This window comes from Vulcanisaeta sp. JCM 16161 (genome assembly GCF_001316285.1).
Genome location: NZ_BBDO01000002.1, coordinates 63,229 through 77,736, shown reverse-complemented (window position 1 = coordinate 77,736; position 14,508 = coordinate 63,229). Strand labels below are relative to the sequence as shown.

The 14,508-nt window shown below is 46.0% G+C and carries 12 protein-coding genes, 1 tRNA gene and 5 pseudogenes; 11 read left to right on the top strand and 7 right to left on the bottom strand.

The genetic code is table 11. The features are described from left to right. Positions 1–25: 25 nt before the first annotated feature. The 3 genes and pseudogenes from JCM16161_RS02815 (at position 26) to JCM16161_RS02805 (ending at position 2,905) form a co-directional block, all read left to right on the top strand. Positions 26–565, top strand: a complete 540-nt coding sequence (locus JCM16161_RS02815) for a hypothetical protein (protein ID WP_054854929.1) — start codon at positions 26–28, stop codon at positions 563–565. A gap of 22 nt (positions 566–587) precedes the next feature. Further along, positions 588–1,749, top strand: a pseudogene (locus JCM16161_RS02810) (acyl-CoA dehydrogenase family protein). Further along, positions 1,746–2,905, top strand: a pseudogene (locus JCM16161_RS02805) (acyl-CoA dehydrogenase family protein). Before JCM16161_RS02810 ends, JCM16161_RS02805 begins: the two co-directional pseudogenes overlap by 4 nt. Here the strand turns inward: JCM16161_RS02805 and JCM16161_RS02800 are convergent. Beyond that, positions 2,906–3,559, bottom strand: coding sequence for a uracil-DNA glycosylase (locus tag JCM16161_RS02800; protein WP_054854928.1), 654 nt, complete (start codon positions 3,557–3,559; stop codon positions 2,906–2,908). A 54-nt stretch (positions 3,560–3,613) separates the two neighbouring features. Between JCM16161_RS02800 and JCM16161_RS02795 the strand changes: the two genes are divergently transcribed. The 3 genes and pseudogenes from JCM16161_RS02795 (at position 3,614) to JCM16161_RS02785 (ending at position 6,296) form a co-directional block, all read left to right on the top strand. Next, a complete protein-coding gene (locus JCM16161_RS02795) occupies positions 3,614–4,060 on the top strand; it encodes a pseudouridine synthase (RefSeq protein WP_054854927.1) in 447 nt (148 codons plus the stop codon). 109 nt (positions 4,061–4,169) lie between these two features. Continuing rightward, positions 4,170–5,239 (top strand): annotated as a pseudogene (locus tag JCM16161_RS02790) (tryptophan--tRNA ligase). Positions 5,240–5,273: 34 nt separating this feature from the next. Then, positions 5,274–6,296, top strand: coding sequence for a dipeptidase (locus JCM16161_RS02785; protein ID WP_054854926.1), 1,023 nt, complete (start codon positions 5,274–5,276; stop codon positions 6,294–6,296). A gap of 31 nt (positions 6,297–6,327) precedes the next feature. On the opposite strand, the pseudogene JCM16161_RS02780 reads toward JCM16161_RS02785, so the two are convergent. The 3 genes and pseudogenes from JCM16161_RS02780 to JCM16161_RS02770 form a co-directional block, all read right to left on the bottom strand. Beyond that, positions 6,328–7,535, bottom strand: a pseudogene (locus JCM16161_RS02780) (fructose-1,6-bisphosphatase). 115 nt (positions 7,536–7,650) lie between these two features. Further along, positions 7,651–8,620, bottom strand: a pseudogene (locus tag JCM16161_RS02775) (DNA cytosine methyltransferase). 38 nt (positions 8,621–8,658) lie between these two features. After that, positions 8,659–8,919 (bottom strand): DNA-directed RNA polymerase subunit M, encoded by a 261-nt coding sequence (locus JCM16161_RS02770; RefSeq protein WP_243668829.1) that lies wholly within the window; start codon positions 8,917–8,919, stop codon positions 8,659–8,661. Positions 8,920–9,070: 151 nt separating this feature from the next. Here JCM16161_RS02770 and JCM16161_RS02765 point away from each other — a divergent pair, with 151 nt between their 5' ends. The 3 genes from JCM16161_RS02765 (at position 9,071) to JCM16161_RS02755 (ending at position 11,059) form a co-directional block, all read left to right on the top strand. Next, on the top strand, positions 9,071–9,493 hold the full coding sequence (locus JCM16161_RS02765; RefSeq protein ID WP_243668827.1) for an alpha/beta hydrolase: 423 nt from the start codon (positions 9,071–9,073) through the stop codon (positions 9,491–9,493). A 246-nt stretch (positions 9,494–9,739) separates the two neighbouring features. Continuing rightward, the gene (locus JCM16161_RS02760) at positions 9,740–10,129 is read left to right on the top strand and encodes a hypothetical protein (protein ID WP_243668825.1); all 390 of its coding nucleotides are present in this window, start codon (positions 9,740–9,742) and stop codon (positions 10,127–10,129) included. Positions 10,130–10,234: 105 nt separating this feature from the next. Then, positions 10,235–11,059, top strand: a complete 825-nt coding sequence (locus JCM16161_RS02755; RefSeq protein ID WP_054854925.1) for a hypothetical protein — start codon at positions 10,235–10,237, stop codon at positions 11,057–11,059. 42 nt (positions 11,060–11,101) lie between these two features. On the opposite strand, the gene JCM16161_RS02750 is transcribed toward JCM16161_RS02755, so the two are convergent. From JCM16161_RS02750 to JCM16161_RS02740, 3 genes are all read right to left on the bottom strand, one after another. Continuing rightward, a tRNA-Thr gene (locus tag JCM16161_RS02750) sits at positions 11,102–11,200 on the bottom strand. A gap of 43 nt (positions 11,201–11,243) precedes the next feature. Further along, positions 11,244–11,726, bottom strand: a complete 483-nt coding sequence (locus JCM16161_RS02745) for a PaREP1 family protein (protein WP_054854924.1) — start codon at positions 11,724–11,726, stop codon at positions 11,244–11,246. A 139-nt stretch (positions 11,727–11,865) separates the two neighbouring features. After that, positions 11,866–13,215: an MFS transporter gene (locus JCM16161_RS02740; RefSeq protein ID WP_243668823.1), complete on the bottom strand. Its 1,350-nt coding sequence runs from the start codon at positions 13,213–13,215 to the stop codon at positions 11,866–11,868. A gap of 81 nt (positions 13,216–13,296) precedes the next feature. On the opposite strand from JCM16161_RS02740, the gene JCM16161_RS14445 reads away from it, so the two are divergent. Together JCM16161_RS14445 and JCM16161_RS14440 are read left to right on the top strand one after the other, a co-directional pair. Then, the gene (locus tag JCM16161_RS14445; RefSeq protein WP_243668821.1) at positions 13,297–13,773 is read left to right on the top strand and encodes a hypothetical protein; all 477 of its coding nucleotides are present in this window, start codon (positions 13,297–13,299) and stop codon (positions 13,771–13,773) included. Further along, a complete protein-coding gene (locus JCM16161_RS14440) occupies positions 13,770–14,492 on the top strand; it encodes a mandelate racemase/muconate lactonizing enzyme family protein (RefSeq protein ID WP_243668819.1) in 723 nt (240 codons plus the stop codon). Before JCM16161_RS14445 ends, JCM16161_RS14440 begins: the two co-directional genes overlap by 4 nt. Positions 14,493–14,508: the final 16 nt, after the last annotated feature.

The window sequence follows — 14,508 nt, the reverse complement described above, 5'->3', positions numbered from 1 at the left end:
TTGAGGCGGTTAATGGTTGATATGTATGGTAAGGTTGAACGAATATACTTCATACATGTTAATTAGTATTATGTGGTTAATACTGGAATTAGTACTAACTCGGTATGGACAAGTCTCAGGTATGGCGTTCCTTGGGATGTTAATTAACGTGATCTCCATGGTGATAGCGTCATATAGGCCTGCATATAGTAAATACCTATTTGTAATTAATACGGTGTTATTAACAATCACTGGTTTTCTAATACCACCAACCATAATAATGCCTTATACAGTAGCATTAACAATAATTATCGTACTATACCTACTATTGATCGGTATGCTTGAGCTCTACTCCCTAATTCTATCCCTACTCATAATATACTTGTCATATATCATAGAGAGAATGCTCATGAAATTACCTGCATTTAGTACGCTCACATTATTGATTAAGGGGGTTGGTATTAACACGGGTTTGTTTATGGCTTTATTCACTTGGTATTTATCACTGTTTATCATCTCAGTAATCATAGTACTACTAATAATGCTTTTGAGTAAGAAAGTACTGGTTCCTAGTAATACTTATTAACATAGTATTTTTATTAAGTTCTATGCCGGACCCCTTCTTGACGGAGGAGCACCAGCTCATTAGGAATAGTGTTAAGGAGTTTGCGGAGAGGTACATAGCACCCGTAACAAGGAAGATGGACCTCGAGGATTATTACCCAAGGGATCTAATAAGGGAACTTGGTAAGCAAGGATTTTTAACGCCATCAGCACCGCCTGAGTATGGCGGACCCGGTATTGATCTCAGGGGTAGTGTTGTGGTTGTTGAGGAGTTAAGCCGATATAGCCCAACCCTTGGTTTCATCACAGAAATAGTGAATGATAACATAGTATATGCCTACTCAAGTACGGTAATAACAGGCAGAAGGAGGAGGTATTGCCAAAGATCGCCAGTGGTGAGTGGGTTGCATCATACGCGCTCACGGAGCCATGCTGCGGCACAGACGCAGCTGCCATAGAGACTAGGGCTGAGAGGAGGGGTGGTGAGTGGGTAATTAATGGTAGGAAGATCTGGATTACACAGGGAGCTACGCAGACATTTACCTACTCTTCGCAAGGACTGGTCCTAAGGAGGCTAGGCATAAGGCAATAACGGCATTCCTTGTTAGAAGGAGTAACTGTATTGAGGTTAGTAAGTTAGAGATGATGGGTATGAGAGGCGCTGGCGAGGCAGAGGTTAAGTTCAATGATTGCGTCGTCAGCGATGACGACGTGTTGGGCAAGGTTAATGAGGGGTTCAAGATAGCCATGGTCACGCTAGACCTCGCTAGGATCGGCATTTCAGGCGTGGCAGTTGGGCTTTCCCAGGGGGTTCTTGACGAGGCCATTGAATGGGCTAAGACGAGGACGGCCTTTGGAAGGCCATTAATTGATTGGGAGTGGATTCAATTCCAGTTGGCCGACATGAAAGCGAAGCTTGAGATTGGTAGGACAGTTACGTATAAGGCCGCCTGGCTCTATGATAATAAAGACCCGTCATTCGTACTCTACGCATCAATAGCTAAGCTATACACAGCCCAGATGGCTGTTGAGATAGCGAGGGATGGTGTTCAAATACTCGGCGGCTTCGGCTACTCAAAGGAGAGCTTTTCCGAGAGAGCTTATAGGGATGCCAAGGTCCTTGAGATCGCCGAGGGCACTAATGAGGCGCAGAGAATAGTAATTCACCGAATATTAACAAGGGGGCTTCCTGAGGTAGAACTATGATACCGATAAGGCATCCATCATTAACCAAGGATCACGAGAAATTCATTGAATTAGTTGATGAATTAAGCAGGAGGTTTATAGAGCCTGTGGCTGATAAAATTGATCGTGAGAATTACTACCCGCGTGAGGTAATTAGGGAGTTGGGGAAAAACGGTGTACTAGCTCCAGTGCTGCCGAGGGAGTATGGTGGATATGGAATGGATATATTAGGCACGGCACTATCCATCGAAGTAATATCAAGATATAGTGGCTCAATGGGGATACTAACTGAGGTGCAGGGATTCCTAGTAACTGATGCATTCTATACATACGGTAATAAGCAGATGAAGGAGGAATTAGTCCCTAAGTTGGCTAGGGGTGAATTAATAGGTTCGTTCGCGCTTAGTGAGCCTTGTTGTGGTAGTGATGCGGCGGCTATTGAGACTAGGGCTGAGAGGAGGGGTGGTGAGTGGGTAATTAATGGAAAGAAAATGTGGATAACCCAGGGACTTTATGCCGATGTTTACATAGTATTCACCAGGACTGGTCCTAAGGAGGCTAGGCATAAGGCAATAACGGCATTCCTAGTAAGGAGGAATAAGTGTATTGAGGCAAGTCCGATAAATGTCATGGGTATAAGGGGTACGGGCACATCCGAGCTAACATTTAATGATTGTGTGGTTGGTGATGATGACGTTGTTGGTAAGGTTAATGAGGGGTTCAAGATAGCCATGGAAGCTTTAAACCTGGGCAGAATTGCCGTAGCCTCAGTGACCCTGGGCCTTGCAGAGGCGGCTCTTACGGAGTTGCTTGAGTGGGTTAGGAATAGAAGGGCCTTTGACCAACCAATGACCAATCTAGAGTGGATTCAATTCCAGTTGGCCGACATGATGGCTATATAGAGACGATGAGGTCCATAGTATACGACGCGGCGCTACACTTTGATCGTAAGTACGAGGATTACTACGCATTTGCATCAATAGCCAAATTAGCGGCAGTACTGCTGGGGATGGACGTTATTAGGAGGGCCGTACAATTAACGGGAGCTTATGGTGTGTGGAGCAATAGTAAGTTGAATAGGATTTATAGAGATGCCAAGCTAATGGAAATTGGCGAGGGTACAAATGAGGTCCAGAGAATGGTTATTTACAAGTGGTTAAGTAAGTACTTGGGTTAATCAGCAGCCCGCGTACTCCATAGCCATCCTTAAAATACGTACTAAGTCCTCAATCCTCAACCTACCGGTGTTGGTGTTTCTAGGGCTTGGGTGATAACTCATGAATATCCTAATGCCATTAAAGTCAATGTAATCACCATGCTTAAAATCAGCTCTAATGCCCAGGACCAATTTAATGCCGAGAAACGCTATGTGCCCAAGGGCAATGATTGACCTGGGCCTAACATACATAAGTTCATACTTAAACCAATTATTTACGCAGGTACGGATCTCCTCATTACTAGGCCTGTTATTTGGCGGCGCGCACTTAACGACAGACGTTATGTATACGCACCTCACGGTCACGCCATCATTCCTGGAAATACTGTAGGGCTTATTGGATAGGCCAGCCTCGTATAAGGCCTTAAACAGGAACTGGGCACTACTATCCCCAGTGAACATGCGCCCAGTGCGGTTACCACCATGCGCGGCCGGTGCTAATCCAACTATCATTATCCTGGCATTACCTAGGTCGCCCCATGGCGGTACAGGTTTCCTCCAGTACTCATCATTGATGAACCTTGGCAATGGCTTAACGCTCTCCCTATAGCTAACCAGCCTTGGGCATGCCCTGCATCTTATTAATCTACCTACGAAATCGTTATACCAACTCATGGCGTCAATACTTAATTAAACTTTAAAATTAAGGCGCCTCTTAAGTGCTGATGGATGGACCAATTAACTAAGGACGTGGTTAGGGGAGTCATATCCTATATTTACGGACCTGACGTATTAAGGATTATGGGTGGTGAATTTAGGATTGAGGTTAGTAAGACAGGTGGTTTGAGGAGGATTTACCTTGGTGATAAGCTTATCTTCACGATTAGAGCTAGTGATGGGCGTCCATTACCAACGCTTGAGGGTGCACGATTCATTAATAAGGTGGTTATTGTGAGCAGGGAAGCCGCACCCTTTGTGAAGCAGGGTAGGAGCGTTATGGCTAGGTTCATTATTGACATTAGGAATGCCGTTCCAGGCGATGAGGTAGCCATTTACTCAGAGGATGGTGAATTACTCGGTGTTGGTAGGCTGCTTCTCTCTAGGGATGAGGTATTGAGCGTTAATAGGGGTGTTGCGGTTAAACTGCGCCAGCATGTAAGGTCTTCCGAGGGTTAAGCAACCAATAATGCTTATATTTTACCAAATTCTTCAAGAGTGCGGTGGTTATTATCTGGCGAATGAGTTCACAGTAACTCCCTGGGAGGTTAAGGGTAGGGTAGACTACATGAGGCTTGCCCGTGAGTTCGGTGTTCAATTAATAACAGAAAGCGAGATTAATACGTTACGTGAATTAACGGGCGAGGTTCACTACCTAATAAGGCGAGGCTTCTTCTACGCACATAGAGATTTACAATCAATATTGAACCGACAGAAGAGCGGCTTAAGGTGGGCGTTATATAACGGTAGAGGACCCAGCGCTGATCTGCACATTGGGCATCTAGTTCCCTGGATACTTAGTAAGTGGTTTGTGGATAAGTTCAATGTTGATTACTTCTTTGAGTTAACGGATGACGAGAAGTTCCTGGTCAGGGAGGGATACACCCTGGAACAAACGAATAAGTACGCCTACGAAAACGCCCTGGACCTAATAGCCCTCGGCTTCACGCCGGATAAGTTGCACATAATAATCGATAGTGAGGACATTAAGTACCTATACAAGATAGCGGTTAGGTTGGTAAGAAACTAACCCTATCAACCGTGAAGCATACCTTCGGTTTTACAGACTCAACAAACGTTGGCGCGGCCTTCTTCCCAACACTTGAGATATCAGTCGCCTTCCTACCGACCGAGCTATACGGCGAGCCTGTGCCCGTATTAATACCAACGGCGATTGATCAAGACCCATACTTCAGACTTGCCAGGGATATAGCCGATGAGTTGGGTTACCCCAAGCCATCCACGATATATAGCAAGTTCATACCTGGGTTAACTGGCGAGGACAAGATGAGCGCCTCGAACCCGGACTCCGCGATTTACGTAACCGATAGCGAGAAGGATGTTAGGAGGAAGATAATGAATGCATTAACGGGCGGTCAACCAACGGCTGAGCTTCAGCGTAAGTATGGTGGCGACCCAGACAATTGCGTTGTCTATAAGTATCACTTACTATTCCAGGATAGTGATGAGAGGGTTAGGAGGATTTACGAGGATTGTAGGGCTGGGAAATTACTTTGCGGTGAGTGTAAGGCAATGCTCTTCGAGAGGATTAGGGAGTTTATGAAGGAGCATAATGAGAGGAGGGAGAGGGCTAAGGACGTGATTGAGCAGTACAGGATCTCCGTGAAGTTTAGATAATACTTATTAATATTTTATGGCATAATACAGAGTCATGATTAATTACCCGGTCATTGATCTGCATGAAGATATTGCATACTACCTAATGAGCTCAGGGGGGTTAGAGGAGGAGTTTCAGGACTTTGATGTTGATGTTCCGGATAGACAATCAGACATACCTAAGCTCATTAGGGGAAATGTTAAGGTGGTTTTCAGCGCGGTTTTTCCAATACACGATACGTATAACCCAATGATTGGCGAGAAGCTATCCTCAGGCTATGGAACACGCTCGATAAAGTCCTACACACCAACTGCATCCAAGTTAATAGGTCTTGAAATGATTAAGATATACCTAATACTGACGAGGAGGTTTAATAATAGGCTTAGGATCATCGAGAATTACGCTGATATTGAGCAAGTAATGAGTAGCGACCTAATAGGGCTACTGATATCTCTTGAGGGCGCTGACATGCTTGATGATGTTTATGACTTATTGCTACTTCATAGGCTTGGCGTTAGGGCCTTGGGCATTACCTGGAATTTCGATAATAGGTACGGCGCGTCATGCTTCACGAGGAAGGACTACGGATTAACGGCAGATGGCGAAGAATTAGTTAAGTTAGCCAACGAGCTCGGCGTAATAATTGACCTGGCTCACGCGAGTAGGAATACCATGGTCGATGTACTGAATACTTCTAAGAAGCCCGTCATAATTAGTCACGCAAATGTCCAGAGTGTTCATAAGCACCTGAGGAATGTTGGTGATGAAGTGTTGGAACTCCTCGTCAGGAATCATGGTGTGATTGGTATAACAATGATACCATCAACAATAGGGCCAAGGCCAAACATGGATTCGCTGGTTAGGCATGTATTGTATATACGTGAGAGGTTTGGACCCGACATAATAGCCATTGGGACCGACTTCCTAGGAATCGAGAAAACCCCCGAAGACCTAACTAATATAGGTGAGATCACGAGATTCCTAAATAAATTAGCTGAGTATGGAATGAGCGATAACGACATTAGAAAGATAGCCTTTGAGAACGCCCTTAGGGTCCTTAGGAATAATCTCTCGTGAATTTTAATGACCCCCTTAATAATTAAGTGCCTTAATCATGGCTTGGGCCCGTGGCTGCCTGACCACTTGCCTGTGATGTTACGAATTGAATGTACTGAAGCCTATTCTTCTCATACTCATCAACTGGTATGGGCTTAAGCTTCGAGAGTATTTGCGGTAATGTCGTGTACTCCATCTCCTCAGGCGGCAGCCTATGCGGCATTACGGGGCCCATCCTCCTTATGTAATCCGTTATTTGAGCAGCTAACTGCCTGCTATAGTCAAAGGCTGGGTCATCAAATAGGTCCACGGGACCCTCAAGGTAACCATCATGTACCTGGAAGCCGAGGGCTATGACTTTCGGTGGTCCATCAAACCTGGTCATCTTTGGGCCAAGGGCTATCTTCCTCTCCTGGTCAATACTCACCATTCTTGCCGGCATTAGTGGACCGACGTGGCTACCCCTCATCCAACCCTCAACGAGGTGCGGATAGGCGAAGGCCTCGAGTATCTCACCGACTGCCGGCAAGCCATGCTGAGCCCTTACCATGGCCACTGGGTCATCCTTACCGACGTAGCGACCTGCAATTAAGTTCAGCCTCTCGACACTTGTTACCGAGGCCTGTATCAAGTCAGACTTCCTGTAAATCCTCCTTATTATATACCTGCCCGGCGTACCTATTAAGCCAGTATGTCATAACTATTCTCGGGGGCATCAAGTAGGTAAACCTTTCCCTCATAGACGTCCAGGATCTCAAACCTAAATCCCTGGTGCATCGCCGGGTCTATGACCAGGCCAGCCGTGTTAAATGGGTCAGCGAATATCCTGTAGAACGGTAAGTTGAAGGCGCCAGGCTCGGTCTTATCGGCAGCGAAAACCACAAGCGGCTCACTGGGCCTTTCCTCAAACTCCATCTCGGCGACCTGGGGACCCAGACCCCTAATGTTCCCACTGAAGGTATCCTTAAGCAGGTCCTGACCCGCGCCATAAAGCTTAACCTTCTTTGCTATGTTTTCCGTGGCTTCCTTAAATATTGACCAGGCAAGGCCGTGAATATCAGGATTGTTCTCACCCTTCGTGTGGGTCATGAGTAATGACATATCGTCACCGACGTTATAAACGAAGTAATCAATTAACAAGCCCCTCTTCTGCTCCTCCCTAAGCCTATCGGCGGCAAACTCGAGTATCTTAGGGTGTACCCATGCATGCCCAGGTAGGCCTCCTATGTCAGCTTTTATTATTGAGACTGTTACCTTCATTGATGAGTATTATTAAACCGATGTATTAATACTTTACCCTTATAACACTTAAAAATTTAATAACACTTTAACAAAATAGAATCGGGTGTAATGTTAATTAATTTATTGACAAAAATCAAGTAATATCGAAATCGTCAGTCCCCAGGTGTTTGAGTACAACTTTAGCAATTGCACGGGCTAGTGGTGGTGGTACGGCTTCGCCAATTTGGTTGAACTGGGAATCCTTAGGTCCAAAGAACACGTGATTGTCAGGAAAGCCCATAAGTCTAGCCTGTTCCCTAACCGTCAATACCCTATCCTCAAAGGGATGTACAAAACGCACACTACCCATGACGGTTGGTGCGGGCTTCCAAGGGTTAAGCCTCACGAAATTCCTAAACGAGCCTGTGGCGCCCCTAAACCTGTAGAGTGCCTCATCAATTAAGCCTTGTTATTCCTCTAATCTTTCTATCACTAATAGTCACATACTCATGGTTAGGTATTCCGGGGTCGCCAGGTTCGGGCAGGTCGCCGATGGCATCCCACACAGTTAATACTCTACTCGACTTCTCAGGCCTTATCGGTATATTGCTAATGAAGACCCTACGCCTAACACTGGGTGTTCCGTAATCCTCGGCATGAAGCACATTAAAGAAAATCCTCTCATAACCAACCCTTGCGAATTCATTGATTAAAGCATCCCTCAATGGCCCATCCATTATATGAACCACATTCTCAAGTACAAATACCCTAGGCCTTAACTCACCAATGAGCCTAATGAATTCAAGGGTTAACCTACCCAGCTCATCCACGTAAAGCCTATCAAGTGGGTCCTTAGCCCTCCTCGGATTAGTCTCGGTGAATGCCTCGCAGGGACTGCCACCAATCACGACGTCTGGCCTATCGCCAATGTACTTAATGATATCCTCGCCCCGAACATTCCTAACATCATCAACGATCATCACCGCATCCGGGAAGTTGTAACTATATGTTCGTGCAGCGTTAGCGTCAATTTCAACGCCAAGGGCTATATCGAAGCCCGCGTCCTTAAATCCCCTGCTAAACCCTCCAGCACCTGCGAATAGGTCAACTACGGTATACCTCATTACCGCATTATGATTATAGCATTACATTAATTTTAATCTTAATCCTCCTCCTGCTCACTCTCCGTCTCATATAGGTTATCAAGAAGCTGCTTAACATAGTCCTCCTTAAGCTCCTTCTCCTCCTCACTAGGTTCCTTCTCCTCATAGCTCTCCACAATGACGGCACCTCTCTTCTCAATGCTCTTCTTATCGACATAGGACTTAGCATCACTGCTCTTCAGCTCCTCCTCATAACCACACCTCTGGCACCTAAGGTAAACCTTCCTTCCTTCTTCACGGGAACCATTAACCCTCCACATCTAGGACAAAACTTCATTGCGAATATTCGCAAACAAAGAACTTACTTAAAAACCTTATGACCACCTTAACCGGGAATTATTAATAACGTAAGTAAGGTACAATTGATGATACTCAAGAAAGTAAAATAAAGGGTTGATCTAGGCCTAGGTCGTGAGTGAGAATTGGATAACGGTAAACGGTAAATCAGTGCGATACCTAGTACATGGTAATGGTAAACCGATGGTGATGGTTCACGGTCTCAACTTTAGTGCCGATGACTGGATTAATTGCTGTGGTAACGATTTTCCAGGCCTTAAGATATACGCTGTGGATATGCCGTACGGGCCTAAGTCAAAGAGTGATCACTTCATGCCGAGGAATGATAATGACTATGCTAACCACCTATATGCTATAATTAAGGCATTAAGTATTGAAGGCCCGGTGCTCGTTGGTGCGAGCCTAGGTGGTGAGACCGTACTTAGGTACTTAGCACTTAACTACCCAGCAGCCGCTGGCATAGTGGTTGGTCCCGTGAGGGTACCAAGCATTGATTTATCGAGGATTAGGGTCTGTAATGGGTATTTGGGGGAGTAATGATAGGGTTTCTGGTAGGGAGAATATGGAGCTATGAGAAGGGCCGGCTTTAGGGTTGAGGTTATTAATGGCGCTGGTCATCCTGCTTACTTGGATAAGCCAGGGAATTCGTGAGGTTGGTGCTTGATTTTCTCAGGTCTATTAATATAATCTAGCATTATTGGTATCAATACTCATGTATTATCTACGTAATAATTACTTATTATAAGGCATAGCATAATTTAGTGCCGGGTTAATGCATATATCGTGGATAGGGTTGACCTGGCCTACGTAGTTGGTGTTGTGCTTGGGAAGGAGGAGGTTGATGGCATTAGGGTCGCGTACATAACGTACACGAGTACGCTGGGTAAATGGGTTAAGGATCCTGAGGCTGTTGTTCAATACCTAGTGAGTATTGGCAAGGCTAAGGTTGTTAAGAGTGGTCAGGGTAGGAGTGTGATATTAACGGATAGGGAAATGATGGGCAGGGTGAATAACCTATTAACACCCAGGGAGGATGTTGACCCACTAACACTTGTGATTGAAGGCATTAGGAAGTTGGCGAATCCGCTGTCCGGCTATGCTGATATTGGTGATTTAATTAAGTACATAGAGGGTAGCTTAACGTACCGACTAAGGAGGCTGAGGAGTTCCTAGTTAAAGTTATCAAGTTCCATAGGGGTAAGTTCGTTTTCGCCCATGGCGGTTCCCGTAGGCTGAAAATTGGTTCCTCATACTATGGCTTAATAAAGGTGATAAGCAATGCAGAGGTTCTTAGTTCCTAATAGGGGTTTAAGTATAAAGCTGCTTGGCCCATCGTGGAGGGCCGCCAGGGAGAAGTTATTGAGTATGATTCGTGAGGATTACCAATTAATCGCGATAATTGGTAGGGCTGGTGCTGGAAAGACGACTCTACTCCTTAGCCTTGAGGGTATGGGTGATGGTACATTCATGTATGCTGACATGACTGAGGTTAGGGATAGGGACTTACCGGCTATTATATCCACGGTATTCGCCGATAACATACACGTGATTAGGGACATTCAGGAGAAACTGAAAAGAACCGGCGTAAAGGGTTTACTCAAGGCATTCGCTAAGGCAGGTCTTGATGAGATTGTCGAGAGCGCCAGATTAAAGCCAATGGAGACTCTAAAGCTACTTAATGACGCCGTGGAGTTACTCGGCATGGCGCCACTGATTATTGGCGTTGATGAAGGCCTACTTAGTCAGGATGACCCCAGGGCCGTGGACTTCATAAACGCAATACATGCCTTTAGGAATAACATGCAAGCAATACCATCGACCAGGATAATAATTACGTTACTCCCAGACGTGGTCAACCTAATATCGAAGGTCGACACACCACTATTTGACATACTAAGGCTAGGTGCAATAACACTACCTGACTACGTAACACCAGAGGACCTAAAGGAGGTGATCCAGGAATATGGACTAAGTGAGACTGAAGTTGAAAAGGTCGAGGCGCTTGGCCCACTAACAATGAGACAACTCGTATGCCTAATGAACACTAAGATGGACGTAATAAAGTGCGGAATAGACACGGCAGGAGAAATATCAATAGAATAATAGCCCTTTATCCATAAAGTAGGGCTAAAAGAACAACCTGCGTGGAGCCCCGGCCGGGATTTGAACCCGGGACCTCCCGCTTACGAGGCTTGCACGGGGCTGATGCCCCAGGGCGCTCCGACCGGGCTGAGCTACCGGGGCAGGAATGTGATCCCCCTGAGAAATTTTAAGCTTTTCGTGATGGTTATTGAACGGCCTTCTTCGTAAGTTCTCTAGTCTTACTTATCAACGTCCTTATATCTCTAGCTGCAGACTCATCATCTGGATATGGACTTAGTATGCCCTGTTTATCCGGCCCATTGTATTGGTACTCATGCAGCCACAGCGCCATGTTTGTGTATACGTCAATGTCACCACCTATTACCTGAGCCACAGGTTTCAGTACCGTTGTTGGCATGACGGCTACAATCCAATAGGCCTTTTCGACCCTTGTCCTGAGCCCCCTCAATTTCTTTGTGCCTGGGAATAACTTCCTTAATTCATTTATTTTATCCACGGCGTATGCCGCCACTAGGGCCTTCCAGGCCTGAAATGCCTTGCCGGCGGCATTTCTTATGAGTCCCTGGTTTAGGAAAGATTCGGCGAGTTCGGCTTCATACACCGCCTCCCTTAACCTGACCTCCCTATATTTATTGAGGTCAAACCAGGGCTTGGGTAATTGCTCCATTATTGTGAATGCTTACCTCACTCCTTAAAATGCTTAGTCATTGAGGTTAAGTATTTTTATGACTTATTTACTACTTTTCTTTGCTGTGCCATAGGCACCCTCGTCCTACTCCATGATGTTGCAATCGCCACGCTATTAGCTAGGGATGCCCTGAACGCCATATGTAGCTGTTTATGAAGGGTGCCATTAGGCTTGGTGTTAGTATGGATGTTCCCACGAATATTTGGAAGGCAACACTCCTCGGTATTGCCATTGAGGAGACCACAATAGCTATTATGAAGCTTAGCAATATACCTATGTTACCAATTGTCCTGTTCGTCCCCGAGGCTATACCATACATGTCCCTCGGCACATCGAACATCACCATCTTACCATTGGCTGCGAAGAACATTCCAGCCCCTATTCCACTTATTGATGCTATTATCGTTATGTAGTAGAACGGTGTTGTTAACGTTAGTAATGTGTCGTATAGTACGTATGCCACGGCCTGAAGCGTAAGTCCAACTGACGCTATTACCCTGGCATCAGACCTGTCAGCCAACCTACCGCCAAAGGTAGCCGCTATTGAACCGAGTAAGTAGCCGGGGACTAGCCATATGGACGCATAGAATGGGTTTAACCCCCTGACCCCCTGTAAATACATTATTAATAGGAATAGTATTGCGTTGTTAGCCATGTACTGGAAGAAGTAGGATAAGCTTGATAGCGTGAACATCTTAATCCTGAAGAGCCTTAGGCTTATTAATGGCGACTTTGCTCTGGTCTCTATGTATATGAATATGACAAATAGAGCTAGTCCCGATAATGTCATTAAGCCTACGGCATTGTTATAACCAACGCCGGCGTAGGTTATCCCAGCCATTGATAGGAGGCCGAGGGATAACCCGAGGGTTACTGCACCGTATATGTCAAAGTCCTGCTTAATCCTGACACCCCTATCCCTCAGGTATGCCAAGCCCATTATGAAGCTAAATATGGCTATTGGCACATTTACATAGAATATCCACCTCCAACCAATGAATGTGGTTATAACACCGCCAGCCAGTATACCGGCCACAGCCCCCAGGTTCCAGCCCATTGATGTCGTTCCAAACACGAACCCCCTCTCCTCCGGCCTAAAGTAATCGCTGGCTATGGCCATGGTGTTGCTGGTCATCAAGGATCCGCCAAGTGCCTGTATCGTCCTAAATCCAATAAGCTCCATGGCGCTTGTCGATAAGCCGCATAACGCGCTGCCTATACCGAAGAGTATCATGCCAAGATTAAACATTCTAGCCCTGCCCTTTAGGTCGCCAAGCTTTCCCAACTGCGTTGAGAATACCGTGACGGCGAGTATATAGATTAGTATTACCCAAACTAGCGTGGACAAGTCGCTATGTAACGCAGTTAGCATTACAGGTAATGCCAGGATTACGATTGTGCTATCCAGCGCCGTCATGAACGAGGCTAAGGTAAGTAGTGCCAAAACCATGAATTGTGTCCTATCCATTAGGTACCCACTATTTTAACCCCCCCCCCCTTAAGCCTTTATTACAGAACCAAGCTTAAAAATGCATATTACCAAGACTATATGGTTACTATCAAGGACATAGAGATATACCCAGTAAGTGACTTGGCAACGGCTAAGGCATCACCATGGGCCTCCGTCTCAATAATTGTTAGGGTTGTTACAGGTGATGGGCAGGTTGGTTATGGAGAGGCCGTACCCACGTTAAGGGTTAACCAGGTTGTTAAGGCCATTGAGGAGGTTAGGAGGTTCATGGTTGGTAAGGACCCGTTCAGGATTGAGTACCTTTTCAGGGAGTGGTATAAGCATGAATTCTATATCAGTCGGTCATTTGAGGCCGCTACGGCATACAGCGCCGTCGACATAGCACTACACGACTTACTGGGTAAGTACCTTGGTGCACCCATATATCAATTCCTTGGTGGCCTTGTTAACGAGAGGATTAAGGTCTATGCAAATGGTTGGTATAGCGATTGCGTAACGCCTGACGACTTCGCGAGGAGGGCTAAGGAGGTTGTGTCCATGGCTTTAAGGCCATGAAGTTCGACCCATTCGGTCCATACTTTGATCAGATGGATGAGGAGGGCCTTGAGGAGGCTGTGGAGAGGGTTAGGGCTGTTAGGGAGGCTGTGGGTAAGTACGTAGACATATTGATAGAGGTTCATGGGCGCTTTAACGTTAATACGGCCATTAAGATGGTTAAGGCCATGGAGCAGTTTGATCCGTTGTTCATTGAGGAGCCAGTACATCCTGACCTGAACTTTGAGGGCTTAGCAAAGATAAAGGCTGCAGTGCCCAGCGTCCGAATCGCGGTCGGTGAGAGGATAATCAGCGTTGAAGAGGCACTACAACTACTGGAGAGGGGTTTGGTGGATGTCCTTCAACCTGACATAACCAATGCCCTGGGCTTCACGGGCATGAGTAGGATCAGGGCTTTAACAGAGGCATATGGAGTCGAGTTAGCACCGCACAACGCCTTCGGCCCTGTGCAGCATGCGGCGACTCTACAGTTTGATGCGAGTACGTATAACCTGCTAATTCAGGAGAGCTTCTACGAATTCTGGCCTCAGTGGAAGAGGGATATAATTAATAATGCCATTAAGCTCGAGGACGGTTATTACAGGGTGCCCAACAGGCCCGGCCTTGGTGTTGACGTTAATGAGAAGGTTCTCGCTGAGATGAGGTTTGAGGGTATGGAGCCATTCCATGAGGAGGAGCCTGTATGGGTCATAAAGGGTACGTGGAAGAGGTATAAGTGATTGATACTTATGAAGT

What these genes read in the sequence shown, in the direction of transcription:
- JCM16161_RS02815 (WP_054854929.1), top strand. Translation starts at nt 26, where the DNA reads ATGGTAAGGTTGAACGAATATACTTCATACATGTTAATTAGTATTATG.
- JCM16161_RS02800 (WP_054854928.1), bottom strand. Translation starts at nt 3,559, where the DNA reads ATGAGTTGGTATAACGATTTCGTAGGTAGATTAATAAGATGCAGGGCA.
- JCM16161_RS02795 (WP_054854927.1), top strand. Translation starts at nt 3,614, where the DNA reads ATGGACCAATTAACTAAGGACGTGGTTAGGGGAGTCATATCCTATATT.
- JCM16161_RS02785 (WP_054854926.1), top strand. Translation starts at nt 5,274, where the DNA reads ATGATTAATTACCCGGTCATTGATCTGCATGAAGATATTGCATACTAC.
- JCM16161_RS02770 (WP_243668829.1), bottom strand. Translation starts at nt 8,919, where the DNA reads ATGTGGAGGGTTAATGGTTCCCGTGAAGAAGGAAGGAAGGTTTACCTT.
- JCM16161_RS02755 (WP_054854925.1), top strand. Translation starts at nt 10,235, where the DNA reads ATGCAGAGGTTCTTAGTTCCTAATAGGGGTTTAAGTATAAAGCTGCTT.
- JCM16161_RS02745 (WP_054854924.1), bottom strand. Translation starts at nt 11,726, where the DNA reads ATGGAGCAATTACCCAAGCCCTGGTTTGACCTCAATAAATATAGGGAG.
- JCM16161_RS02740 (WP_243668823.1), bottom strand. Translation starts at nt 13,215, where the DNA reads ATGGATAGGACACAATTCATGGTTTTGGCACTACTTACCTTAGCCTCG.
- JCM16161_RS14445 (WP_243668821.1), top strand. Translation starts at nt 13,297, where the DNA reads ATGGTTACTATCAAGGACATAGAGATATACCCAGTAAGTGACTTGGCA.
- JCM16161_RS14440 (WP_243668819.1), top strand. Translation starts at nt 13,770, where the DNA reads ATGAAGTTCGACCCATTCGGTCCATACTTTGATCAGATGGATGAGGAG.